This is a genomic window from Pseudomonas xanthosomatis (assembly GCF_019139835.1).
Lineage (GTDB): Bacteria > Pseudomonadota > Gammaproteobacteria > Pseudomonadales > Pseudomonadaceae > Aquipseudomonas > Aquipseudomonas fakonensis.
Map to the genome: position 1 here is coordinate 3,198,234 of NZ_CP077075.1, position 22,447 is coordinate 3,220,680.

The 22,447-nt window shown below is 65.4% G+C and carries 22 protein-coding genes and 1 riboswitch; of the genes, 5 read left to right on the plus strand and 17 right to left on the minus strand.

Annotated elements, in window-relative coordinates; genetic code table 11:
* Positions 1-149: 149 nt before the first annotated feature.
* Together KSS93_RS14320 and KSS93_RS14325 are read right to left on the minus strand one after the other, a co-directional pair.
* Entirely contained in the window at positions 150-995 is an 846-nt protein-coding gene (locus KSS93_RS14320) for a TIGR03915 family putative DNA repair protein (RefSeq protein ID WP_217884666.1), read from the minus strand.
* A complete protein-coding gene (locus KSS93_RS14325) occupies positions 986-2,206 on the minus strand; it encodes a putative DNA modification/repair radical SAM protein (protein ID WP_217888734.1) in 1,221 nt (406 codons plus the stop codon). Before KSS93_RS14325 ends, KSS93_RS14320 begins: the two co-directional genes overlap by 10 nt.
* Before the next feature lie 215 nt (positions 2,207-2,421).
* Here KSS93_RS14325 and mqo point away from each other — a divergent pair, with 215 nt between their 5' ends.
* Positions 2,422-3,996 carry a malate dehydrogenase (quinone) gene (mqo, locus tag KSS93_RS14330; protein WP_217884667.1) on the plus strand — a complete coding sequence of 525 codons (1,575 nt, stop codon included), beginning with the start codon at positions 2,422-2,424 and terminating at the stop codon, positions 3,994-3,996.
* Positions 3,997-4,096: 100 nt separating this feature from the next.
* Here the strand turns inward: mqo and KSS93_RS14335 are convergent, their stop codons facing one another.
* The 4 genes from KSS93_RS14335 to KSS93_RS14350 all read right to left on the minus strand — a co-directional run bounded on the left by KSS93_RS14335 (position 4,097) and on the right by KSS93_RS14350 (position 7,625).
* Positions 4,097-4,291 (minus strand): hypothetical protein, encoded by a 195-nt coding sequence (locus tag KSS93_RS14335; protein ID WP_217884668.1) that lies wholly within the window; start codon positions 4,289-4,291, stop codon positions 4,097-4,099.
* 202 nt (positions 4,292-4,493) lie between these two features.
* The gene (locus KSS93_RS14340; RefSeq protein ID WP_217884669.1) at positions 4,494-4,982 is read right to left on the minus strand and encodes a signal peptidase II; all 489 of its coding nucleotides are present in this window, start codon (positions 4,980-4,982) and stop codon (positions 4,494-4,496) included.
* Between the two features lie 270 nt (positions 4,983-5,252).
* Positions 5,253-6,497 carry a saccharopine dehydrogenase family protein gene (locus KSS93_RS14345; RefSeq protein WP_217884670.1) on the minus strand — a complete coding sequence of 415 codons (1,245 nt, stop codon included), beginning with the start codon at positions 6,495-6,497 and terminating at the stop codon, positions 5,253-5,255.
* Positions 6,498-6,527: 30 nt separating this feature from the next.
* The gene (locus KSS93_RS14350; protein WP_217884671.1) at positions 6,528-7,625 is read right to left on the minus strand and encodes a carboxynorspermidine decarboxylase; all 1,098 of its coding nucleotides are present in this window, start codon (positions 7,623-7,625) and stop codon (positions 6,528-6,530) included.
* 289 nt (positions 7,626-7,914) lie between these two features.
* Here KSS93_RS14350 and KSS93_RS14355 point away from each other — a divergent pair, with 289 nt between their 5' ends.
* Positions 7,915-8,373 (plus strand): metallophosphoesterase family protein, encoded by a 459-nt coding sequence (locus KSS93_RS14355; RefSeq protein ID WP_217884672.1) that lies wholly within the window; start codon positions 7,915-7,917, stop codon positions 8,371-8,373.
* 47 nt (positions 8,374-8,420) lie between these two features.
* On the opposite strand, the gene KSS93_RS14360 is transcribed toward KSS93_RS14355, so the two are convergent.
* The 7 genes from KSS93_RS14360 to KSS93_RS14390 all read right to left on the minus strand — a co-directional run bounded on the left by KSS93_RS14360 (position 8,421) and on the right by KSS93_RS14390 (position 16,681).
* Positions 8,421-9,080 carry a M24 family metallopeptidase gene (locus tag KSS93_RS14360; RefSeq protein WP_217884673.1) on the minus strand — a complete coding sequence of 220 codons (660 nt, stop codon included), beginning with the start codon at positions 9,078-9,080 and terminating at the stop codon, positions 8,421-8,423.
* Positions 9,081-9,119: 39 nt separating this feature from the next.
* Entirely contained in the window at positions 9,120-9,734 is a 615-nt protein-coding gene (locus KSS93_RS14365) for a TetR family transcriptional regulator C-terminal domain-containing protein (RefSeq protein ID WP_217884674.1), read from the minus strand.
* An 88-nt stretch (positions 9,735-9,822) separates the two neighbouring features.
* Positions 9,823-10,734 (minus strand): pyridoxal-phosphate dependent enzyme, encoded by a 912-nt coding sequence (locus KSS93_RS14370; protein WP_217884675.1) that lies wholly within the window; start codon positions 10,732-10,734, stop codon positions 9,823-9,825.
* A gap of 13 nt (positions 10,735-10,747) precedes the next feature.
* Positions 10,748-11,443, minus strand: a complete 696-nt coding sequence (locus tag KSS93_RS14375; protein WP_217884676.1) for a helix-turn-helix transcriptional regulator — start codon at positions 11,441-11,443, stop codon at positions 10,748-10,750.
* 188 nt (positions 11,444-11,631) lie between these two features.
* Entirely contained in the window at positions 11,632-13,335 is a 1,704-nt protein-coding gene (locus tag KSS93_RS14380) for an amidase (RefSeq protein ID WP_217884677.1), read from the minus strand.
* A gap of 216 nt (positions 13,336-13,551) precedes the next feature.
* On the minus strand, positions 13,552-14,391 hold the full coding sequence (gene yghU / locus KSS93_RS14385) for a glutathione-dependent disulfide-bond oxidoreductase (RefSeq protein WP_217884678.1): 840 nt from the start codon (positions 14,389-14,391) through the stop codon (positions 13,552-13,554).
* A 178-nt stretch (positions 14,392-14,569) separates the two neighbouring features.
* Positions 14,570-16,681 carry a TonB-dependent receptor gene (locus KSS93_RS14390; RefSeq protein ID WP_217884679.1) on the minus strand — a complete coding sequence of 704 codons (2,112 nt, stop codon included), beginning with the start codon at positions 16,679-16,681 and terminating at the stop codon, positions 14,570-14,572.
* A 109-nt stretch (positions 16,682-16,790) separates the two neighbouring features.
* Positions 16,791-16,995: riboswitch (cobalamin riboswitch) on the minus strand.
* 125 nt (positions 16,996-17,120) lie between these two features.
* Here KSS93_RS14390 and KSS93_RS14395 point away from each other — a divergent pair.
* A complete protein-coding gene (locus KSS93_RS14395) occupies positions 17,121-17,867 on the plus strand; it encodes an outer membrane beta-barrel protein (RefSeq protein ID WP_217884680.1) in 747 nt (248 codons plus the stop codon).
* A gap of 49 nt (positions 17,868-17,916) precedes the next feature.
* Here KSS93_RS14395 and KSS93_RS14400 read toward each other — a convergent pair whose 3' ends face one another.
* From KSS93_RS14400 to lpxO, 3 genes are all read right to left on the minus strand, one after another.
* Positions 17,917-18,486 carry a GNAT family N-acetyltransferase gene (locus KSS93_RS14400; RefSeq protein ID WP_217884681.1) on the minus strand — a complete coding sequence of 190 codons (570 nt, stop codon included), beginning with the start codon at positions 18,484-18,486 and terminating at the stop codon, positions 17,917-17,919.
* Between the two features lie 204 nt (positions 18,487-18,690).
* Positions 18,691-19,035 carry a carboxymuconolactone decarboxylase family protein gene (locus KSS93_RS14405; RefSeq protein ID WP_217839187.1) on the minus strand — a complete coding sequence of 115 codons (345 nt, stop codon included), beginning with the start codon at positions 19,033-19,035 and terminating at the stop codon, positions 18,691-18,693.
* A gap of 135 nt (positions 19,036-19,170) precedes the next feature.
* Positions 19,171-20,070, minus strand: coding sequence for a lipid A hydroxylase LpxO (lpxO, locus tag KSS93_RS14410; RefSeq protein WP_217884682.1), 900 nt, complete (start codon positions 20,068-20,070; stop codon positions 19,171-19,173).
* Between the two features lie 146 nt (positions 20,071-20,216).
* On the opposite strand from lpxO, the gene thpR reads away from it, so the two are divergent.
* Entirely contained in the window at positions 20,217-20,759 is a 543-nt protein-coding gene (gene thpR, locus KSS93_RS14415; RefSeq protein ID WP_217884683.1) for an RNA 2',3'-cyclic phosphodiesterase, read from the plus strand.
* A gap of 258 nt (positions 20,760-21,017) precedes the next feature.
* On the opposite strand, the gene KSS93_RS14420 is transcribed toward thpR, so the two are convergent.
* Positions 21,018-21,617 carry an NAD(P)H-dependent oxidoreductase gene (locus tag KSS93_RS14420; protein ID WP_217884684.1) on the minus strand — a complete coding sequence of 200 codons (600 nt, stop codon included), beginning with the start codon at positions 21,615-21,617 and terminating at the stop codon, positions 21,018-21,020.
* A gap of 94 nt (positions 21,618-21,711) precedes the next feature.
* Between KSS93_RS14420 and KSS93_RS14425 the strand changes: the two genes are divergently transcribed.
* Positions 21,712-22,308, plus strand: coding sequence for a TetR/AcrR family transcriptional regulator (locus KSS93_RS14425; protein ID WP_217884685.1), 597 nt, complete (start codon positions 21,712-21,714; stop codon positions 22,306-22,308).
* The last annotated feature ends 139 nt before the right edge of the window (positions 22,309-22,447 follow it).

Genomic DNA, 22,447 nt, shown 5'->3' on the forward strand with positions numbered 1-22,447 from the left:
ATTGCTAGTGCTTATGAGAACGATTAGCAATAATTCTGTCAGGGTTTATCAATATGTAACAGTCTGTATGGGTGGTTTTTTTACATATTTTTCACATTGGACACCCGTTCGAATGCTTTCGCCCTCTGTAGGAGCCGGCAAGCCGGCTCTTACAGAGGGCGTGGCCCGCCGATCCGCTTGCCTTGTTGCAACCCCACCTCCAGCGCTTGCCCGTCGCGCTGTTTGCCCTGTCGGGCCTGGCCGACCAGTTGCGGAATCAGCGGCCCCTCCGGCAGGTTGCGCCAGAAGCGCCCGGGCAAGTGCTGGCGCAGGGCATCCGGGTTGAGCCTGGCCGGGTTGAAGGTGTGCCGGTAGTAGGTCAGCCACAGCTCTGCGCCGGGGTCTTCGGCATTGCGCGCCCAGTCTTGCCAGTCGCTTGGGCACTGGCGCCGGTAGTCGAGGGTTTGCCCGTCGTAGCGGATGCCGTCGCGAGGCGTGGCAATCAGCCAGCGCTGGCGGCCCAGGCGCTCGGCAAAATGGCCGCTGGCGCTGTCGAGGATGTCGTGGGCCGGTTCGTGCCACGCGATCAGGTCAAGTTGCAGCGACTCGGCCAGCGCCTCTGGCAAGGGTATGAAGCGTACGAAGGCATGCAGGTGGTGGGCTTCACGGCCCACCTGGCGGATCCGCCGCTGCAGCTCGCTGCCCAGGCGCTCGCCGGCCAGCATGGCAGTGCGGTCGCCATGGGCCACCCGCCACAGCACCTCGTACAAAAGGTTCCAGCGCTGCTCGCCACGGTAGCGGCCGGCTTGTTCCAACTGTGTGAGCAGCTCTGCCGGCACCCGTGCGCGGAACGGGCCGGGCCCTTCGGGCAACGGTGTGACCACGGCCAGCAGGTCGCCCATCGGGCCCTGGCCCCAGGTGACCTCGGCCGGGTCGATGCCGTGGCCGAGCAGGGTGCGCGCCTGGTTGCGCCAGGTGGCGAAGCAGTCGCTGCAGTCGAGCGCGATCACCCCCACAGCCCCATCTGCACCGGCGCCTGGGGTTCGCGCAGGCGCTCGCGCAAAAGGCCACTGCGCAGCTCTGCCTGGGCCGGGCGGTAGTCGCTGGTGACGATGAACGGCCGGGCCTTTTCCAGCACGCAGCGCAGCTGGATCAGGTCGTCGTAGCGGATGCGCCGCTCGCGGCGCAGCGCCACCATGCGCTGCACGCTGCGCAGGCCGATGCCGGGAATGCGCGCCAGCAGTGCGGGCTCGGCGCGGTTCACATCCAGCGGGAACACCTCGCGGTTGGCCAGCGCCCAGGCAAGCTTGGGGTCGATGTCCAGCGCCAGGTTGCCCACCTCGCCCAGCAATTCGCCGGCCTTGTAGCCATAGCCGCGCAGCAGGAAGTCGGCCTGGTACAGGCGGTGCTCGCGCAGCAGCGGCGGGGCGGCCAGGGGCACGCTGCCGGGGCTGTCGGGGATCGGGCTGAACGCCGAGTAGTACACGCGCTTGAGGCCGTAGCCCTGGTACAGCGACTCGGCGTTGCGCAGCAGGGTGCTGTCGTCGGTGGCGTCGGCGCCGACGATCACCTGGGTGCTTTGCCCGGCCGGGGTGAAGCGCGGCGCGCGGGGTTCGCCGGCCACCGCCTGCTGGCCCTGGTGAATCACGCCCATGGCCTGGCGAATGGTGCTGGCTTGTTTTTCCGGGGCCAGGCGCTGGAGGCTGGCGTCGGTGGGCAGCTCGATGTTGACGCTCAGGCGGTCGGCCAGGCGCCCGGCTTCTTCGATCAGCAGCGGGTCTGCGTCGGGGATGGTCTTGAGGTGGATGTAGCCGCGGAAGTTGTGCTCCTCGCGCAGCAGGCGGGCCACGCGGATCAGCTGCTCCATGGTGTAGTCGGCCGAGCGGATGATGCCGGAGCTTAAAAACAACCCGCTGATGCAGTTGCGCCGGTAGAAGTCCAGGGTCAGGCGCACCACTTCTTCGGGGCTGAAGCGCGCCCGCGGCACGTTGCTGGAACGGCGGTTGACACAGTACTGGCAGTCGTACAGGCAGAAGTTGGTCAGCAGCACCTTGAGCAGCGACACGCAGCGCCCGTCGGGGGTGTAGCTGTGGCAGATACCCATGCCGTCGGTGGCGCCCAGCCCGTCGCGCCCGCGCGAGCTGCGCTTGGGCGCGCCGCTGCTGGCGCAAGAGGCGTCGTACTTGGCGGCGTCGGCGAGGATGCCGAGTTTGGCGATCAGCTGCATGGGGGATGACTCGATATACTGAATATTCATACAGTATTTCGAGAATGCGCCGATGGCAAGCATCTGCTGCATCGGCCTTACCGCCGGCACGGCTGAGCCCCCTGCAGGAGCCGGCTAGTCGGCGATGAGCCGGTTCAGCAAACCCGAGCATTTCAGTCAGCTAAGCTACACCCAGGCGTGATGCCCGATCATGGACAATCGCAAAGGGAGCACACATGAACATCAACAAAAAACCATGGGCGCTGGCCACGCTGTGCCTGGCCATGGGCTTGGGCACGGCCCAGGCCGCCGATAGCAAAAAGGTCGACGTGCTGCTGGTGGGCGGCGGCATCATGAGCTCCACCCTGGCGGTGTGGCTCAACGAACTGGAGCAGGGCTGGTCGATGCAGATGGTCGAGCGCCTGGACAAGGTCGCCGAAGAAAGCTCCAACGGCTGGAACAACGCCGGCACCGGGCATTCGGCGCTGGCCGAGCTCAACTACACCCCCGAGAAGGACGGCAAGATCGACATCAGCAAGGCGGTGGAGATCAACGAGTCGTTCCAGGTCACCCGCCAGTTTCTCGCCTGGCAGGTGCGTCAGGGCGTGCTGAAGAACCCGCGTTCATTCATCAACACCACGCCGCACATGAGCTTTGTATGGGGCGACGACAATATCCGCTTCCTGAAAAAACGCTACGAGGCCCTGCAGCAGAGCCCATTGTTCAAGCCCATGCAGTTTTCCGAAGACCACGCGCAGATCGCCAAGTGGGTGCCGCTGATGATGGAGGGGCGCGACCCCAACCAGAAGCTTGCGGTCACCTGGACGCCCATCGGCACCGACGTCAACTTCGGCGAGATCACCCGCCAGTACGTGGGCTACCTGCAAACCCGGCCGAACTTCGACCTCAAGCTCTCCAGCGAAGTCGAGGACATCACCCGCAACCAGGACGGCAGCTGGCACGTCGAGTACAAGAACCTCAAGGACGGCAGCAAGGCGGCCACCGATGCCAAGTTTTTGTTCATCGGCGCCGGCGGTGCGGCGCTGCCGCTGCTGCAGAAGTCCGGCATCGACGAGGCCAAGGACTACGCGGGCTTCCCGGTGGGTGGCTCGTTCCTGGTCACCGACAACCCGGCCATCGCCCAGCGCCATATGGCCAAGGCCTACGGCATCGCCGCCACCGGGGCGCCGCCGATGTCGGTGCCGCACCTGGACACCCGGGTGCTCGACGGCAAGCGCATGATCCTGTTCGGCCCGTTTGCCACCTTCTCCACCAAGTTCCTCAAGGAAGGCTCGTTGCTGGACCTGTTCGCCAGCATGTCGGTGCACAACAGCTGGCCGATGGTGCGGGTGGGTGTGCGCGAGTTCGACCTGGTGAAATACCTGATCGGCCAGGTGCTGCAGTCCGACGATGACCGCTTCGCGGCCTTGCAGACCTACTTCCCGGAGGCGAAGAAGGAAGACTGGCGCCTGTGGCAGGCCGGGCAGCGGGTGCAGATCATCAAGAAGGATGAGAACCAGGGCGGGGTGCTCAAGCTGGGCACCGAGATTGTCGTCGCCAAGGACGGCAGCATCGCCGGCCTGCTGGGCGCCTCGCCGGGCGCCTCGACCGCGCCGCCGATCATGCTCGATCTGCTGGGCAAGGTGTTCAAGGACAAGCTGGCCACGCCCGAATGGCAGGCCAAGGTGCGGCAGATCGTGCCTTCATACGGCACGCGGCTGAACGAGCACCCGGACAAGGTCGAGGAAGAATGGCGCTACACCAGCGAGGTATTGCAGTTGGCGGCGCCCAGTGAGGTGGCGGCGCCTTGAGCCATGATTGCCAGCTCCTGCAGGGTTGCGCGGGCCCCTGTAGGGGCCGGCTTGCCGGCGATGGCGTCATCACCGACAACACAGCAACATCGTTGAGCGGTCAGGAGGCGCGCTTGCGCGAAGCGTGCGGGCGGCCGGCGTAGCTGGACTGCTCGATACGTGAAAACGCCTCGATGGCGTTTTCGTTCAGAAAGCTGTCGTATTGGCTGGAGGCGCGCAGTTGAGCGAGCTTCTCGTCGGCAATGGCTTTGAAATGAGCCACGGTGGCGCTGACGTCACTGGGTTTATCGGTCATTTCGCCTCATGATTGAGCGCAGCGTAGCCACGCGTCAGGTCGTAGGCAAGGCCGATGCCCTTGACCTGCCTGAAACCGTCCAGCCCGTAGGCGGCGCGAGCCTGGGGCTTCTCTTGTTATCGACTGAGCAGTACCAGCTATACCAGAGCGAGAAGCCGTTTGCGTATGAAGATCAAGGACTTGAGGTTAGCCCCCGGTCACCTTAAATGGCCTGGGGCTTTTTCAGCCCGGTCCACAGCAAAATTCCGGCCCCGGCCATGATGGCGATATCGGCCAGGTTGAACACGCCGGTGTGCAGGGGGCCGAGGTTGAGCACCAGGTAGTCGACCACGTGGCCGTCGCGGGTCACCCGGTCGATCAGGTTGGACAGCCCGCCCATGGCGATGAAGTACGCAGCGCCAGCCTTGAGCGGCGTGGCCTGCCAGTTACGCAGCGCCCAGACGATGGCCCAGACGCACACCACGCCCACTGCTGCCACGAAGATCAATTGCTTCACCCAGGGCGACAGGCCTGCGCCCAGGCTGAGGAATGCGCCTGGGTTGAGGCTCAGGGCCAGGTCCAGCCACAGGTGCTGGTTGCCGAATACGTAGCTGTGGCTTTTCAGCCCCACCAGGGCGATCAGCTTGACCCACTGGTCGAGGAGGATGAAGGCGACACCCAGGATCAGGGTGAGGGTACGGCTGGAGAGCATGCTGGCATTTCCTTCGCATTGCAGGTGGGGCGGGCGGCGAAGATAGCGCAGGCGCGGTGGGACTTAAAGCCCGGTGGCGGTTCAGGTGGTTATTCCTGTGGCGGCCTCTTCGCGGGCAAGCCCGCTCCCACAGGTATCCGGCTCCTGCAGGGGCAGCGCAGGTTTGAAGCTCACGTGGTCCCTGTGGGAGCGGGCTTGCCCGCGAAGAGGCCGGGCCTGCAAAACAAAAGGGGCGCCATGCGGCACCCCTTTTGTTCATACCACTGATGATCAGGCTTCAGCGTCCCACGGACGGTCGCCTTTTTCATCTTTCACGCGGGTCGGCAGGCCCATCACGTCCAGCGCCTTGAGGAACGGCTCGGCCGGCAGTTCCTCGACGTTGACCATGCGCCCTGCGTCCCACTCACCGCGGGCCACCAGCAGGGCGGCCGCTACCGGCGGCACGCCAGCGGTGTAGGAGATGCCCTGGCTGTCGGTCTCGGCGTAGGCTTCTTCGTGGTCGGCCACGTTGTAGATGAACACCTCGCGCGGCTGGCCATCCTTGGTGCCCTTGACCAGGTCGCCGATGCAGGTCTTGCCGGTGTAGCCCGGGGCCAGCGAGGCTGGGTCCGGCAACACGGCCTTGACTACTTTCAGCGGTATCACTTCCAGGCCTTCGGCGGTCTTCACCGGCTGCTCGCTGAGCAGGCCGAGGTTCTTCAGCACGGTGAACACGTTGATGTAGTGCTCGCCGAAGCTCATCCAGAAGCGCACGTTCGGCACGTTCAGGTTCTTCGAGATCGAGTGCACTTCATCGTGCCCGGTCAGGTACAGGTTTTGCGAACCCACCACCGGCAGGTCGTCGGTACGCTTGACCTCGAACATGGTGTTGCTGGTCCACTGATTGTTCTGCCAACTCCACACTTGCCCGGTGAACTCGCGGAAGTTGATTTCCGGGTCGAAGTTGGTGGCGAAGTACTTGCCGTGGGAGCCGGCATTCACGTCCAGGATGTCGATCGAGTCGATCTGGTCGAAGTACTGTTGCTGCGCGAGTTTCGCGTAGCTGTTCACCACACCCGGGTCGAAACCGACGCCGAGAATGGCGGTAATGTTCTTTTGTTGGCACTCTTCGAGGTGTTTCCACTCGTAGTTGCCGTACCACGGCGGGGTTTCGCAGATCTTGCCCGGCTCTTCGTGGATGGCGGTGTCAAGGTAAGAGACACCGGTATCGATGCAGGCACGCAGCACCGACATGTTGAGGAAGGCAGAACCGACGTTGATCACGATCTGCGATTCGGTCTCGCGGATCAGCGCCTTGGTTGCCTCGACATCGAGGGCATTGAGCGAGAAGGCCTGGATGTCGGCGGGTACCTTGAGGCTACCCTTGGCCTTGACGCTGTCGATGATGGCCTGGCATTTGGAGATGTTCCGTGACGCAATCGCAATACGACCCAACTCGTCGTTATGCTGTGCGCACTTGTGGGCCACCACCTTGGCGACACCTCCTGCACCAATGATAAGAACGTTCTTCTTCAATTCAGCTGCTCTCCTTCATGAAAGCCCGTCTTACGACAGGCTCGAAACGTAGTCTTCGAAACCAAACTCGCGTACCAGCTCGACGCTGCCGTCGAGTTGCTTGACCGCGATGGACGGCATTTTCAGACCGTTGAACCAGTTTTTCTTGACCATGGTGTAACCGGCCGTGTCGATGAACGACAGGCGATCGCCGATGGCCAGCGGCTTGTCGAACTGGTACTCGCCAAAGATGTCACCGGCCAGGCACGACTTGCCGCAAACCATGTAGGTGTGCTCGCCATCGTTGGGGGCCATCTTGGCGTTGAGGCGGTAGATCAAAAGGTCGAGCAGGTGCGCTTCGATCGAGCTGTCGACCACGGCCAGGTGCTTGCCGTTGTAAAGGGTGTCGAGCACGGTCACTTCCAACGAGGCGCTGTTGGTGATGGCCGCTTCGCCTGGCTCCAGGTACACCTGCACACCGTATTTTTCGGCGAAGGCTTTCAGGCGCGCGCAGAAGGCGTCGACCGCGTAGTCCTCGCCTGTGAAGTGGATGCCGCCACCCAGGCTGACCCATTCGACCTGGTGCAGCAGGTGGCCGAAGCGCTCCTCGATGTGGCTGAGCATCTTGTCGAACAGGCTGAAATCGCCGTTCTCGCAGTTGTTGTGGAACATGAAACCGGAGATCTGCCCGATCACCTGTTCGATCTTTGCCGGGTCCCACTCGCCCAGGCGGCTGAACGGGCGCGCCGGGTCGGCCAGCAGGTAGTCCGAGCTGCTCACTTGCGGGTTGACCCGCAGGCCGCGGATCTTGCCTTCGGACTGTTCGGCGAAGCGCTGCAGCTGGCCGATCGAGTTGAAGATGATCTTGTCGCAGTTGTCGAGCATCTCTTCGACTTCGTCGTCGGCCCAGGCCACGCTGTATGCGTGGGTTTCGCCGGCGAACTTCTGGCGGCCGAGCTTGAGCTCGTACAGCGAGGAAGAGGTGGTGCCATCCATGTACTGCTGCATCAGGTCGAACACCGACCAGGTGGCGAAGCACTTGAGGGCGAGCAGGGCCTTGGCACCGGAGTGTTCGCGCACGTAGGCGATCTTCTCCATGTTGCTCAGCAGCTTGGTTTTGTCGATGAGGTAGTACGGCGTCTTGATCATTTAAAGGCCCCCGGCCAGGCCGGCCAAAAAAAGGACACGCATTGTGCCTTCACTTGCCGCAGTACGAAAGGGCGCAAGGCGCTTTTCGTCCGAGTTGCGGCCGTTTGCTGCCGGCCTTTCGCCGGCAAGCCCCTGCGCGCCGTCCCTGGCGCGGGTTCCGGCGGGCTGGCCGGGGGAATTTTTCTGGTTGGGGCGGGCTCAGTAGAACAAAAGAATATGACCGTCGTGATCAGCCTTTGAGTTGAGCAGGCGTATGCTGTGCCGCCCGTCAGCCGGCAGAGGATTGGCAATGAAAATAGGCGTGATATCCGACACCCACGGGCTGCTGCGCCCAGAGGCTTTGACCGCGCTGCAAGGCTGCGCGCTGATCGTGCACGCCGGGGATATCGGCAAGCCAGAAGTGCTCGAGGCGCTGCAGGCCATGGCGCCGCTTCAGGTGGTACGCGGCAACAACGACCTGGGCCTGCCTTGGGCCGAAGGCCTGGCAGATGAGCTGCGTTTTTCCATCGAGGGTTGGCAGGTACTGCTGGTGCACGATATCGCGGATGTGCCGCAAGACCTGGACGATGCGGTGCAGGTGGTGATCACCGGGCATTCGCACAAGCCGCTGATCGAATGGCGGGCAGGGCGCTTGTACCTCAACCCGGGTAGCGCCGGGCCGAGGCGGTTCAAGTTGCCGGTGACGCTGGCGTTGGTCGAGGCCAGTGCCGCTGAGTTTCGACCAGAGCTTGTCACGTTGTTGGGCTGAAGGCCGCCTTAACCTGTAGGAGCCGGCTTGCCGGCGATAGGGCCCTGTCAGGCCAGCAGATCCTCATGAAACGCCCCGTACCCCAGCGTCGGGTGGGCAATCTGGATTTCCAGAATCCACAGCCCGGCCCCCGGTTGCCCTTCGAACGCGCCCAAATCGCCGGCACGGTAGATGGAGTGCGGGAAGTCGCTGACCCGGTGCCCCTTGATCTCCATGTTCAGCACCCAGCCCATGGCCCGGGCGCGTTCGGCGGCGAAGTCGTACAGCGCGACCCCGGTCACGCCCTGGCTGCGCCAGCAGGCCGCCACTTCGTCGAACAGGGCCTTCACCGCTGCCGCGCAGGCGACCATCTGCGGGTCGTTGCCGGTGACGAAGGTGGTGCCGGCATCGCCTTCGTGGCCTTCCCACACCACTCCCATGTCGATGAAATAGATGTCCTGTTCGCCCAGCACCGGGTCGCCGTCGGAGCGCTGCTTGAAGGTCTTCAGGGTGTTGGCGCCGAAGCGGATGTGCGTGGGGTGCCAGAGGCGCTGCATGCCCAGCTGCTCCAGCACCTGCTGGCCCAGGGCACGCGCCTCGGACTCGCGCATGCCCGGGCGGATGCCGTCGGCGATGCGCTCGACGGCTTGCCAGGTCATGCGCTGGGCGTGCTTCATCAGGTCCAGCTGGTACTGGGCACCTACGGCTTCCTTGGCGGCATGGTTCATGCCGGTACTCCTTTTCGTTGTATTTTTTTGATGTAGCGATCAGGCGGTCTTGCCCACCGCCAGCGCGTCCGGGCGCAGGCTGCGCAGCAGCATATCGACCATGGCCTGGGTCGAGGCACGGCTGGGCCTGACCTGGCTGGCGCTGCCTGGCGCCTCGCCGAAGCGCAAGGTGGCCAGGGGCGTGGACCAGAGGAACACTAGCAGATGTTGCGGGCAGGCCCGGGCGATCAGCCCGCGGTCCATCCAGGCGCTGAGGCAGGCGAGGTTCTGGCGCACGCTCAGGCGCAGCTCCTCGGCGCTGTTGCCGGGCAGGTGGCGGGCGCCGTGCAACATTTCTTTTAGCCACACCCGCGTGGCATGCGGGTGCTGGCGGGCGACTTCGGCCTTGGCCTTGAGGTAGCGCGGCAGGGCCTGCTCGGGGTGCAGGTCGGCGACCAGGCGGCGCGAGGCCAGCAGCAGCGGTTGCATCACCAGGTCGAGCACGGCGATATACAGCAGGCGCTTGTTGCGAAAGTAGTAGAACACGTTGGGCCGCGGCAGCCCGGCGCGGGCGGCGATGGCGTCGATGCGCGCCGCGGCGAAGCCGTGTACGGCGAATTCCTCGCTGGCGGCTTCGAGGATCAGGTGCTGGTTGCGATCACGGATAGTGGGCATGGCAGGGGACTTCTAAATCGCTGTATCAAAAAGTATATAGCGATAGAGGGCGGCTTTGCCATGCTGGTTGCCGGCGATGGGGGGCAATTCATTGGCCGAGCCAGGCGCGCATCTGCGCAAGCGTGGCCGTCGCCCCGCCACACACGATCACCAGCACATTGCCGTAACCCTGCAACGCATCCGGCCGCTCCAGCAGCGCCAGCGCGGCACCACAAGCCGGCTCCACCAGCAGGCGGTGTTCGTGCAGCAGCCGTTCGCAGGCCAGGAGGGCCTCGCGGTCGCTGACCAGGTGGCTGTGCACCGGGTGCTCGCGGGTGCAGGCCAGCGCCCGCTCGGCAACCCGCTTGGCACCCAGCGAGGTGGCCACCGAGGTGATACCGGCAAGTTCCACGGTGTGCCCGGCGGCCATGCCCGCATGCAGCGAAGCAGCGCCCTCGGTTTCCACCGCCAGCACCGGCACATCGCCCCAGCCATTGCGTTGCAGGCCCTCGATCACACCGCTGAGCAAACCGCCACCGCCCACCGACAGCACCACGGCATCGGGCTTGAAGCCGGCCGCCGCCACCTCGTCGACCATGCTGGCATGGCCGCCCCACAGCAGCGGGTCGTCGAACGGATGGATGAACGCGTCATTCGGGCCCAGCAGTGTCTGCGCATGGGCATTGGCTTCTTGCCAGGAGGCGCCATGCACCACCACCGTGGCGTCTTCCAGGCGCAGCAGCTCGATGGCGCGTGCGCTGGTGGTTTCGGGCACCACCACGGTCACCGGCACGCCCAACTGGCGCCCTGCATAGGCCACCGCCAGCCCGGCGTTGCCGCCCGACGACGACACAAAATGCCGGGCGCCGCGGACGTGGTGGGTTTCACAGGCATGGCCGACCCCGCGCAGCTTGAACGAGCCGCACGGCTGCAGGGCTTCAAGTTTGAGCCAGACCGGGCGCCCGGCGCTGAGCGACAGTGGGCGGGACTCGATCAAGGGTGTGTGGATGTGCAAGGGCATGGCGGCTCCGGGGTCAGTCGCGGGCAGCCGGGGCGTGTTCGCCGCGCAGCTGCTCCAGGTAGTTGTAGATGGTGTAGCGGGTCACGCCGAGGGCCTCGGCGGCTTTCTCCACGCCGCCCTTGACGATGAACAGGCCGCGCTCCTGCATCATGCGCACGGCCTGTACCTTGGCCTGCTTGTTCATCCGCCCCTGGCCGCTGCGTTGCAGCGCAGCCTGGATGATCTCGGCCATCAGTACCGCCATGTCGGCGGCCGGTTCCACGCTGTTGGCCTGCCCCGGGCTGGCCCCCAGCGGCTGGAAGTGCTGGATGAAGGCCATGGCCGCGTCAAGGCCGGTGACATCGGTGTTGATGCACAGGCTGGCGAACGGTTGGCCGTCGCGGTCACGGAAGATCGCCGTGGCGCTGCGCAGCTGCCGGCCCTTGAGGGTGGTCGGGTAGTCGGGCAGCACCACCGGCGCGCAGCCGGGCTGGCCGTCGGCGGCCTGCATCAGGGCCTTGAAACCTTGGTCCTGCTCGGGGGCGGCGAGGATCGGGCTGCCGACCTGGCGCCCGGACAGCTGGCCGTTGGCGATGGCCACCACCGAGTGTTCGGGGTGGTCGAGGTCGTGCAGGAGGATTTCTACATTGCGCGGGGCAACGCTGGCCAGGGCCTGGAGGGCGGCCTTGAGGACGGTGAAGGTGAGCTTGCGCTCTTGGGCAGCGGTCATGCGGGCAGGCTCTAATCAACAGATGGTTGATTTTTGCATGCTTTGTTGAATTGTTCCAGGTGGTCGCTGGCCCCCTGTAGGAGCCGGCTTGCCGGCGATGAGGTCGTCAGCCACGGCGCAACTCCAGCATCGTGGTTTGCAGGCCGGGCCCTATCGCTGGCAAGCCAGCTCCTACAGGGGTGTTGCGATCAGCTCAGTTTCGGCGTGCGCGGCGGGATCATGCGGCGCGAACCTGTGGCCTCGAAGGCCGCGGCAAATTTCAACAGATTGTTGTCGCTGTATGCCTTGCCGGCGAAGGTCAGGCCCACCGGCATGCCGATATCGGCCATCACGCCCATCGGCACGGTGACGGTCGGCACGCCCAGGTGGCGGATCGCCAGGTTGCCGTTGGCCACCCAGATGCCGTTGCTCCAGGCAATGTCCGCCGACTCCGGGTTTACGTCGGCATCTGCCGGGCCCACGTCGGCCACGGTGGGGAACAGCACCGCATCCAGGCCCTGGGCGTCCATCCAGTCTTCGAGGTCGAGCTTGCGGGTGGCTTCCAGGCCGCGCAGGCCGTCCGGTAGGCTGGCGATCTGGTCCCAGGTTTTCAGGCCGCGCTTGGCCATGTTGACGTACTCGTCCATGCCGGCGGCCAGGTCGTCTTCACGGTTGGGCAGGGTGCCCGGGTCGTGGGGGAAGATCTGCGGGCCGTCGACGTCGGCCAGGCGGTTGAGTTGCGGGTCGTCGTTGGCCCGCAGGAAGTCGTCGAACGCCCAGCCCGACAGCTCCCACAACTCGTCATGCAGAAACTCCTTGCTGACCATGCCGCGGTTGTACACGGTGGGTGCGCCCGGGCGGTCGCCCTCGCAGTTGGACACCAGCGGGAAGTCGGTTTCGACCACTTCGGCGCCGGCTGCTTCCAGCGCTTGGCGGGCCTGCTGCCACAGCGCGATCACGCTGGCGCGGGTGTTGATGCGCTGGCCAGTCGGGCCGCCGATGCCGGGCTTTTCCGAGGTGCCGGCTTCAGGGTCGGCATTGATGTACATGCGCGGCACGGCAAAGCGCTTGCCCTTGAGCGAGTCGGCTGGCACCGCCAGGTCCAGGTACGAAGCCGGGCGCACGCTGGAGGCTGCCGGGATCGGCACCCAGGGTTGCAAACGCCACAGGTCGCCGCGGGTGTCGCTGTCGTCGGCCACCACCACATCGAGGATTTCCAGCAGGTCGGCCATGGTCCGGGCGTAGGGCACCACCACGTCCATGGTCGGGGTCAGCGGCCAGTTGCCGCGTACCGAGATCACCCCGCGCGACGGGGTGTAGGCGCACAGGCCGTTGTTCGAGGCAGGGCCGCGGCCGCTGGACCAGGTTTCTTCAGCCAGGCCGAAGGCGCTGTAGCTGGCGGCAGTGGCGGTGCCGGCGCCGTTGGACGAGCCCGAGGCGAAGGGGGCGGTCAGGTACTTGGCGTTGTACGGGCTTTCGGCACGGCCATATACGCCGCGCTGCATGCCACCGTTGGCCATCGGCGGCATGTTGGTCTTGCCCAGGCAGATGGCGCCGCCGGCGCGCAGGCGCTCGACGGTGAAGGCATCGCGCTGGGCGACCAGGTGCTGAAACGCCGGGCTGCCGGAGGCGGCGGTCAGGCCCTTGACCAGGTAGCTGTCCTTGGCGGTGTAGGGGATGCCGTCCAGCGGGCCGAGGGTCTTGCCCTGGGCGCGGCGGGCGTCGGAGGCCTCGGCCTCTTTCAGTGCCTCGGGGTTGCGCACCACCACGGCGTTGAGTGCGGTGGCGGTGTGTTTGCCGTCAAAGGCGTCGATACGTGCCTGATAGGCCTTGACCAGCTCCACGGCGGTCGTGCGGCCGGTCTCGAGCGCGTTGCGCAGCTCGGCAATGGAAACCTCGGTTACCTCGATCATGCTGTCACCACAGTTGTGCAGGTGGAAAAATCATGGCGGCGAGTGTAGCAAGAAGGTCTTGTTGCACGCAGGCATGCAGCGGGGAAATGGTTCGTTGCAGCGCGGCAGTCCGGGCGCGCTGGCGGGGCATGAATGCTGGTGTGGGAGCGGGCTTGCCCCGCGATACCGGCGCAGCCGGCGCCATCCATCGCGGGTCAAGCCCGCTCCCACGAGGCATCAATCCAGATCAGCCGCCGAATGCCGCTCCGGCACCTGGGTGTCTTCATCTCCCCAGGTGCGGTTGACCCGGGTGCCGCGCTGCACCGCCGGGCGCTGGGCGATGGTTTCGGCCCAGCGCTGCAGGTTGGGGTACTCGTGCACCGCCAGAAACTCGGCCGCACCGTACAGGTTGCCGCGCACCAGCTGGCCGTACCAGGGCCATACGGCGATGTCGGCGATGCTGTACTCGTCACCGCCCAGGTAGGCGCTGTCGGCCAGGCGCCGCTCCAGCACGTCGAGCTGACGCTTGGCCTCCATGGTGAAGCGGTTGATGGCGTACTCGAACTTCTCTGGCGCATACACGTAGAAGTGGCCGAACCCACCGCCCAGGTACGGCGCCGAACCCATCTGCCAGAACAGCCAGTTGAGGCACTCGGTGCGTGCGGCCGGAGCCTTGGGCAGCAGGGCGCCGAATTTCTCGGCCAGGTACAGCAGGATCGAGCCGGACTCGAACACCCGCACCGGCGGTTCGACGCTGCGGTCGAGCAGGGCGGGAATCTTCGAATTGGGGTTCACCTCAACGAAGCCGCTACCGAACTGGTCACCCTCGCCAATGCGGATCAGCCAGGCATCGTATTCGGCGCCGGAGTGGCCGAGGGCGAGCAGCTCTTCGAGCAGGATGGTCACCTTCACGCCGTTGGGCGTGGCCAGCGAATACAGCTGCAGCGGGTGCTTGCCGACAGGCAGCTGTTTGTCGTGGGTGGGGCCGGCGACCGGGCGGTTGATGCTGGCGAACTGGCCGCCGGAGGCGGCTTCGTGCTTCCAGACTTTGGGCGGTACGTAGGGGGACTTGCTCATGGGCGCGATCTCCTGAAAGGCATGTGCAGGCACGGTAGACGTGCATCTATGCCATGGGTTCGGCGCCGGGGGCAAATGGTTGGTGGCCTGGGCTGGCCCTATCGCCGGCAAGCCGGCTCCTGCAGGGGGCGCGTCAATCGGGATTGCGCGTTAGCTTGCCGGCGATGAGGCCATCCGCTCAGAACCGGTAATCCACGGTGGCAAAGTACGACCGCGGCGTGCCCAGCAACCACTGCTCGCCGCTGTACGCCGACTGCGCATACACCCGGTCGAACAGATTGTTCACCTGCAGCCCCAGGCGCACGTCCGGCAGCACTTGCCAGCCGATATTGCCATCGACCACGGTATAGCCCGGCACGCGCTGGCTGTTGGCGGTGTTGGCGTAGCGCTCGTCCACATAGCGCAGGCCGATGCCGGCATCTACCGCCTGGCTGAAGCCTTTGTTCAGCCACAGGTTGGCGGTGCGCCGCGGTACGTCGGTGGGGCGGTTGCCGGCGCGGTCATAGGCGATGCCGCCGTTCACCTCGTCGAACTGGTCGTACTCGGCCCGCACAAGCGCTGCGTTGGCCGACAGCTGCCACTGGTTGCCCAGCGCCAGTTCCAGGCTGGCTTCCAGGCCATCGGAGGTCTGCTGGCCGGCCTGCTGTTTGGCATGGGTGAGCGGGTCGCTGACCAGCAGTTTCTTTTTGACGATGTGGTAGGCCGCCAGGGTCCATTCGCCGCGCCCGGCCCAAAAGCGCTGTTTCAGGCCCAGTTCGGTCTGCTTGGCCTCGGTCAGGTCCAGGCTTTGCTCCGGGCGCAGGGTCAGCAGGTCGCCGACGCCGTCCTCGCTGGTGGAAAACTGGCCGTACAGTGACAGGTCGTCGCTGAGCGCATACACCAGGCCCGCTCGCCAGTTGCCGCCGCGCAGGCTGCGGTCGTTGCGGCTGTTGTTGACCAGGTCGTCGCGGTCGATGTGGTTCTGGTCGCGGCGAATGCCGGTGACCAGCGCCAGGCGCTCGCTCAATTGGGTGCGGTTTTCGGCAAACAGGGCGACGGTGTTGACCTTGGACAGCATCTGCGGTTGTGTCGGGCTGTTGCTATGGAAAGGGCCGGGGGCAGGGTGCCACGGGTCGAGCGGGTCGCTGCTGCCGTCTTCGTAGGGGAAGTTGCTGTCGATGTTGAAGCGGATGCGGTTGGCCTCGACGCCCACCACGGTCTTGCTGGCAAGGCCCAGCAGGCTGTGGTCGAAGGTGAAGCTCTGGCGGTCGCCGACCTGCTCCTGGTTGTGGCGGATTTCCAGGAAGCTGCCGCGCTGCACCGCAGAAGCGGACGGGTCCCAGCTGTAGCTTTCGGCGTTGCGCCAGTGGCGGCGGCTCTTGATGTAGTACAGCTGGTTGCTGGCCGACACGCTGTCGCTCAGGGCCCAGTCGGTGGTCAGGCGTGTCCATTCATCGTGGTAGCGCTGCACATCGTTGCTGACGTTGTAGTTTTTCTTGCGCAGGCTGTCGCGCAGGTGGCCGTCGATCAGCGGGGTGCCGTAGTAGTTGGCCGGCTGCGCGTCACCGCGTTCGTGGGCCAGGGTGAAGCTCAGGTTGTCGCTGGCATCGAAGCGCAGGGCGGCGCTCAGGGCCAGGCTGCGCGACTCGGTGCGGTCAACGTAGCCGTTACCGGCTTGCTGGTTGAGGGTCAGGCGATAGCTCAAGCGCTCGCTCAAGCTGCCGCCACTGTCCATGCCCAGTTGCTGGCGGCCCCACGAGCCATAGCCCAGGCGCAGGTGGTTGCGCACCTCGCCGGTCAGCGGCTTTTTCGGGACCACGTTGATCGTCGCCCCGGTGGCGCCTTCGCCGTACAGCACCGAGGCCGGGCCGCGCAGCACATCGATACGCTCGACCATCCACGGGTCTACCGGGAACGTCTGGGTGCCGGCACCGGTGTACAGGCGTGCGCCGTCGAACAGGGTCATCACCGAATTTTGCCCGGTGAAGCCGCGCGCCGACAGGCCGGTGCCGCCGTCGCCCGGGGTGCCGATGAAGGTCAGCCCTGGGGTGCGGCTTACGGCGTCCTGCACGGTGGCGTTGTTGCGCTGCTGGATCTGTGCCTCGCTGAGGGTGCTGGTGCTGGCGGGGGTGTCCAGGGCGCTGAGGTTCAGCCGCGAGCCAGCCGGGGTCGGGGTGGCCAGGTCGATGCTGCGTGCCTCCTGGCTGTCGGTAACAGCGGTGGAAGGCAGGGTCAGGGGTTCGTCGGCCAAGGCCGGAAGGGCGACGGCCAAACAGGCGGCCAGGGGGTGGAGCTTGCTGAATCGGGACATGTCGTTCCACTGCTGCAGGAATGAATGGATCCCGGTGGAAAACACGCAAAGGCGAACCACGCACGCAGGCGCGCACGCGGATACCGGCCTGCGCCCGCCCACCGCGGGTTGCCAAGTAAGGCTTCAGGCCGGTCTCCGGGCTTGCGAGGGTCGTGAAGCCTTCACCTTCCCATGCCAAGGCACAGTGGTGTGTCGAAGGGTTCGCTCGCTTACCGTTGCGGGGGCAGCGCCGGACTTGTCGCAAAAACGACGCACCGGCTTCCCGTTTCACCCTGCGCGCGGCGGCGCAGGACACCTGAAACTGGCGCGCATCTGACCACCAAAAGTGTGACGGGGCAATGGTTTAGCAGTTTTTACTGATTTTTTTCCGAACTTTTCCCAATGACGTTGTCTCGAAGGGCTGGTTTGTCATTCACTTACGTCATGGAGACTTTTGCCAATGTTCATCCGTAACCCGCTGCGCCACGCCTGCCTGCTGGCACTGATGGGCGCGCCCCTGGCCGCCAGTGCCGCACCCAGCACCGACCCGCTGTTCACCTTCGGCCTGCTGGGCTCGTACGACAGCTTCAAGTTCGAGGGCGGCAGCAGCTCGGACAAGGAGCACCTGGGCCAGGGCGGTGTGTTCGCCAGCTTCGGCAACAAGATGACTGCCGAGTCCGGGCTGATCTATCAGCTGGGGGCCGAGGCCAAGTACGGCAAGAAGAACGACAACAAGCTCAAGGAGGCCCAGGCCGAACTGGACCTGGGCTGGCGCGCCGCGCTGGATGCGCGCAACTTCGTCGATGTCACCGTAGGCGGTGGCTACAGCTGGACCCGCTTCGAGCCCGAGATCAACGACCTCGATACCCGCCTGACCTACAAATCGCCTTTCGCCAAGGCGGCGCTGGGTTACAACCACCAGTTCGACACCTCGACCCTGCGTTTCGAAGTGGGCGCCCGCCACACTATCGACGGCCGTGCGCGCATCAAGGTGGACGATTTTGGCAGCGACAGTGTCGACATGAAGGACCGCACCAACCCTTACGCCGAAGTCACCTTGCTGATGAACCAGCAGGGCAGCATGCCGGTGCAGGCCGGGGTGTACTACACCCGCACCGAGTACAAGGTCGATGGCGATTCGCCGGTGCTGGACAACAACAAGCTCAAGCGTGACGAGTTTGGCGTGAAGGTCGGGTTGGCGTTCTGATCAAAGTGTCCTGTCGCCGGCTTGCCGGCGACAGGGCCGCTACCGGGCATCAGCGCCCGCGTCGTCGCGACACCCGCGCCTCGATGTTCTTGCGCCCGATCAACAGCGCAGGCTTTTCCACCACCGGCTCGTCGGCAAGCCACTTGTACATCACCAGGCAGTCCACCAGCCCCAGCTGGGCATGCCGGTAGGCCTTGGGCAACCGCCCGACCGTGTCGAAGCCGAGCTTGTGCCACAGCGCCACAGCCACTTCGTTGCTGGCCACCACCGAATTGAACTGCAACGCCAGAAAACCCTCCTGGCGCGCGAGCTTTTGCGAGTGTTCGCACATCAGCCGCGCCACGCCACGGCCACGGGCGTGCTCGCAGACCATGTAGCCGCAATTGCCCACATGGCTGCCAGGGCCGGCGGCGTTGGCTTTGAGGTAGTACGAGCCGAGCAGCTCGCCGTGTTCTTCGGCCACCAGGGTATGCAGGGGCGCTTGCAGCCACAGCTGGCGGGCCTGGCTTTGGTCGAGGGCGGGGTCGAAGGCGTAGGTCTGGCGGGCCTGGACGATGGCCTGGAAGGTGGGCCAGAAGCGTTCGAAGTCGTCCGGGGTCATGGGGCGGATGTGGATCATGCGGCTACCTGGGCGGGCTGGGCAGGCAAGTCTGGGGGGTGTGGCGATTGGGAGCAAGCCTGTTATGGCCCCATCGCGGGCAAGCCCGCTCCCACAGGTACAGCGCAGGTCTGAAAGGCCATGCGCCCCCTGTAGGAGCGGGCTTGCCCGCGATGAGGCCGGTAAAGGCAACACCAGGCAGTTGCCCCCACCGGGTGGTGCCAATCAGGCCCCGGCCTTGCCCACCGCATCCAGCGCCCGGGCCGAATACACCAGCGCCGCGCCGGCATTCATCGCCACCGCCACACCCAAAGCCTCGGCGATTTCCTCGCGGGTGGCACCATGCTTGACCGCCTGCTGCGAGTGCACGGCGATGCAGCCGTCGCAGCGGGTGGTCACCGCCACCGCCAGGCTGATCAGCTCGCGGGTTTTTGCATCCAGGTGGTTGGTCTTGGCGCCGGCGCCGCTGGCGGTCATGTACCCGGCCACGGTGTCGGGGGAGAGGTGCTTGAGGTCGCCGATACCGGCCATCAACTGCTTACGGTAGGCGTCCCAGTCCATCATGCTCATCGTCTTCACCTTGTCGGGTTGGCAACAGGAGCTTTCAGGCTAGTCGAGGTTGCGCAGGGCGTCTTGTGCGGCTGTGCTGCGTTCGCAGCGCCCCCTGGAGGAGCCGGCAAGCCGGCACCTCCAGGGAACGGCGGGTCAGATGTAGATGAACACCAGCACAAGTGCGGCGACCACAGCCCACTTTTCGAGGTAGTAGCGGGTGCGGTTGCGCTTCTTCATGGCCTTGCCGCGCTCGCGAATCTTGTAGATGCGGGTGAACAGGCGGTTGATGCCGCCGGTCTTGTCGTTGGCATCGTTCGGTGCGGCGGCTGCGGCCATCACGTTGCGGCTGAACCAGCGGTTGAAGGCGGTCGCCCAGCGGTACTTGAGCGGGCGCTCGACATCGCAGAACAGGATGATGCGGTTGTGCTCGGTGGTGTTGGCGGCGTAATGGATGTAGGTCTCGTCGAACATCACCGCCTCGCCGTCGCGCCACGAGTACTTCTCGCCGTCGACGTCGATATAGCAGCCGTCGTCGTTGGGGGTGTCCAGGCCCAGGTGGTAGCGGTAGGAGCCGGCGTACGGGTCGCGGTGGCGTACCAGCTTGGCGCCCGGCGGCAGGGTGGCGAACATCGCCGCCTTGACCGTGCCGATGCCTTGCAGCAGCTCGGTGGTGCGCGGGCACAGGCTCATCGCTGACGGGTGGCTCTCGCCGTACCACTTCAGGTAGAAGCGCTTCCAGCCGGTTTTGAAGAACGAATTGAAGCCGACGTCGTCATAATTGTCGGACTTTTTGATTTCGCCGGCATGCAGCAGTTGCTGGGCTTCCTGGCGGATTTCCTGCCAGTTGTCCTTGAGCGGTTGCAGCTCGGGAAACGCCTCCACAGGCAGGTACGGCTTGGCCGGCTGCTTGGAGAACAGGTAGAGGAAGCTGTTGACCGGGGCCAGGAAGCTTGAGTGGTCACCGAGCTGGCGGGTGAGTTTGTGACGAACCCGACCGCGCAGGTGAACATAGGCGATCGAGAGGGCGAAGATCAGTACGATTGCAATTTTCATGGACGTTTACTTGTCGAAAAATGGCCATGCGCCATGGCATAAGCCCGCCAGCATAAACTTCGTGGTCGGTCTTGTTAAGACAATTCCGGGCGACTTAGGTGTAATGGCCTATAGCTTGCGCAACCGTTTCAACCAAGGAGCAGCACATGGCCCAGGACCCACGCCCCAGCGGCGCCCCCTTCAAGCGGTTGTTCTTCGCCCTGCCAGTGGGCGACGCCCAGCGCCGCGAGCTGGCCCGCTGGCGCCGCGGGCTGGGCCTGCGCAGCGGCAAGCCGGTGCCGGCCGACAACTTTCATGTGACCTTGCTGTTTTTGGGCGATGTCGATGCCGGGCAGGTGCCGGCGATCTGCGCGGCGGTCGAACGGTTGGAGCGCCCGGCGGCGCCGCTGCGGCTGCTGCTCGACCGGCTGCAGGTGTGGCCGCGGCCCGGGGCTTTGCTGCTGGCCCCGGAACACACGCCACCGGCCTTGTTGCAGTTGGTGTATGGCTTGCAGCAGGCGCTGTTGCCGTTGGGGGTGCAGGGAGGCAGCCGCGAGTACCGGCCGCACCTGACGCTGTCGCGTGATTACCGCGGCCAGCCGCCAGAGGCTGGGGAGGCGCCGGAATTCTTCCTTACCGCCCGGCACTTCACCTTGTACGAGTCGCGCAAGGGGCAGTACTGGCCGCTGGCCGAGTGGGCGCTTGGTTAGCCTGCACATTCCTGTAGGAGATCACCCAGCCCTCGGGGCTGCGCGACAGCACAGCCCTCGGGGCTGCGCGACAGCACAGCCCTAGAGGGCTGTGTGGTCTCCTACAGGGAAGGCACCGACCGAGCCGGTGCCATGGCTTGAGGTTTGCCGGTCTGCCGCATCGCGGGGCAAGCCCGCTCCCACGAACGCCTTCTAATCGGTTGCCTGGATTGCCCTCAGAACGTCGGCGTGTATTGGGCAGCGGTGTGAGCTGTCGGGTCAGGCGCTGACCGCTTCGGTGTCGAACAGCCCTTGGCCAAGGGCTTGGGCCTGGCGCAGCGCGGCGGCTTGCGGTGCGCTTTCGGTTTCGCTGAACAGCGTCGAGCTCAGCACCTGCGCGCCACAGTAGTCGAAGATGCCGTGCTCGATCTGCACACGCATCGCTTCGGCGTAGCCATGGCGTTCGAAGGTGCCGGCGTCGGCTCCGGCCACCCCGACCAGGTGCGCGGTTATGCCGCGCAGGCGCTTGGTGGTGCTGCCGTCGGCAGCATAGTCGAAGGCCCAGCCGTTGCTGAACACGCGCTCCACCCAGCCCTTGAGCAGGGCCGGCAGCGACCACCAGTAGATGGGGTAGACCAGCACCAGAGTGTCGGCGCGGTCGATGCGCGCCTGCTCGGCCAGCACGTCAGCCGGCGGTGCGGCCAGGCGGCGGTGCACGGCATGGTCGGCCAGGCCGAAGCGTGGGTCGAAGCCTTCGCTGGCAAGGTCTGCCAGTTCGCTGGTATGGCCTGCCGCCGCAAGGCCAGCAGCCACCTGGTGGGCGAGGGCATGGGTGAGGGATGCAGGGTCGTGGTGGCCGATGACGATCAGGGCATGCATGGCGAAGCCTCCGAAAAGCGGGGTGCACAGGGAGCGCGAGCGCTATATACTCGCAGTAAGTTACGATCGGTAAGTTACTTTTGGTAGGTAAGCTATGTCAAGCGAAGACAACGCCGCCCCGCGTAAACGCCTGTCCCGTGAGCAGCGCCGCCGTCAGTTACTGGAGGTGGCCTGGCAACTGGTACGCGAGGAGGGCACCGAGGCCCTGAGCCTGGGGCGCCTGGCCGAGCAGGCCGGGGTTACCAAGCCGGTGGTGTACGACCACTTCGAGACGCGTGGCGGGTTGCTGGTGGCGCTGTACCAGGACTACGACGCGCGGCAGACCGCCATGCTCGAAGCGGCCCTGGCCGGGTGCCCGGCAGAACTGCCCGGGCGGGCCTGGGTGATTGCCGAGGCCTGGGTCGATTGTGTACTGAGCCAGGGGCGGGAGATCCCCGGGGTCAGCGCGGCGCTGGCCGGCTCGCCTGAGCTTGCGGCCCTCAAACAGGCCTACGAAGGGCCGTTTCTCGACAAGTGCCGGCAGGCCCTGGCGCCGTTCGCACCGGGTGGGGATGTAGGCGGCGCAGGGTTGCGCGTGCTGGTGGGGGCGGCAGATGCGCTGGCCCAGGCGGCGGCGAGCGGGGAGCTGGAGGCAGCGATGGCCAAGCTGGAGTTGCAGGCGACCATTGTGGCGATGGTGTTGCGTCAGTAGGGGTATCAGCCTGCTTCGCGAATTTTGTAGGAGCGGCCTTGCCGGGGCGCCGGACCGGCCGGAAAGGGCCGCAAAGCGGCCCCGGCATATCAGCCGTGATGCTGGAATCCTGGGGCTGCTGCGCAGCCCTTTCGCGGCA

Excerpts from the sequence above, each read along its gene's own strand:
- KSS93_RS14350 (WP_217884671.1), bottom strand. The coding sequence starts at position 7,625 with ATGATCAAGACGCCGTACTACCTCATCGACAAAACCAAGCTGCTGAGC.
- lpxO (WP_217884682.1), bottom strand. The coding sequence starts at position 20,070 with ATGAAAATTGCAATCGTACTGATCTTCGCCCTCTCGATCGCCTATGTT.
- thpR (WP_217884683.1), top strand. The coding sequence starts at position 20,217 with ATGGCCCAGGACCCACGCCCCAGCGGCGCCCCCTTCAAGCGGTTGTTC.
- yghU (WP_217884678.1), bottom strand. The coding sequence starts at position 14,391 with ATGAGCAAGTCCCCCTACGTACCGCCCAAAGTCTGGAAGCACGAAGCC.
- KSS93_RS14370 (WP_217884675.1), bottom strand. The coding sequence starts at position 10,734 with ATGCCCTTGCACATCCACACACCCTTGATCGAGTCCCGCCCACTGTCG.
- KSS93_RS14375 (WP_217884676.1), bottom strand. The coding sequence starts at position 11,443 with ATGACCGCTGCCCAAGAGCGCAAGCTCACCTTCACCGTCCTCAAGGCC.
- KSS93_RS14360 (WP_217884673.1), bottom strand. The coding sequence starts at position 9,080 with ATGAACCATGCCGCCAAGGAAGCCGTAGGTGCCCAGTACCAGCTGGAC.
- KSS93_RS14425 (WP_217884685.1), top strand. The coding sequence starts at position 21,712 with ATGTCAAGCGAAGACAACGCCGCCCCGCGTAAACGCCTGTCCCGTGAG.
- KSS93_RS14325 (WP_217888734.1), bottom strand. The coding sequence starts at position 2,206 with ATGCAGCTGATCGCCAAACTCGGCATCCTCGCCGACGCCGCCAAGTAC.
- KSS93_RS14390 (WP_217884679.1), bottom strand. The coding sequence starts at position 16,681 with ATGTCCCGATTCAGCAAGCTCCACCCCCTGGCCGCCTGTTTGGCCGTC.
- KSS93_RS14355 (WP_217884672.1), top strand. The coding sequence starts at position 7,915 with ATGAAAATAGGCGTGATATCCGACACCCACGGGCTGCTGCGCCCAGAG.
- KSS93_RS14335 (WP_217884668.1), bottom strand. The coding sequence starts at position 4,291 with ATGACCGATAAACCCAGTGACGTCAGCGCCACCGTGGCTCATTTCAAA.
- KSS93_RS14395 (WP_217884680.1), top strand. The coding sequence starts at position 17,121 with ATGTTCATCCGTAACCCGCTGCGCCACGCCTGCCTGCTGGCACTGATG.
- KSS93_RS14420 (WP_217884684.1), bottom strand. The coding sequence starts at position 21,617 with ATGCATGCCCTGATCGTCATCGGCCACCACGACCCTGCATCCCTCACC.
- KSS93_RS14340 (WP_217884669.1), bottom strand. The coding sequence starts at position 4,982 with ATGCTCTCCAGCCGTACCCTCACCCTGATCCTGGGTGTCGCCTTCATC.
- KSS93_RS14400 (WP_217884681.1), bottom strand. The coding sequence starts at position 18,486 with ATGATCCACATCCGCCCCATGACCCCGGACGACTTCGAACGCTTCTGG.
- KSS93_RS14365 (WP_217884674.1), bottom strand. The coding sequence starts at position 9,734 with ATGCCCACTATCCGTGATCGCAACCAGCACCTGATCCTCGAAGCCGCC.
- mqo (WP_217884667.1), top strand. The coding sequence starts at position 2,422 with ATGAACATCAACAAAAAACCATGGGCGCTGGCCACGCTGTGCCTGGCC.
- KSS93_RS14405 (WP_217839187.1), bottom strand. The coding sequence starts at position 19,035 with ATGAGCATGATGGACTGGGACGCCTACCGTAAGCAGTTGATGGCCGGT.
- KSS93_RS14380 (WP_217884677.1), bottom strand. The coding sequence starts at position 13,335 with ATGATCGAGGTAACCGAGGTTTCCATTGCCGAGCTGCGCAACGCGCTC.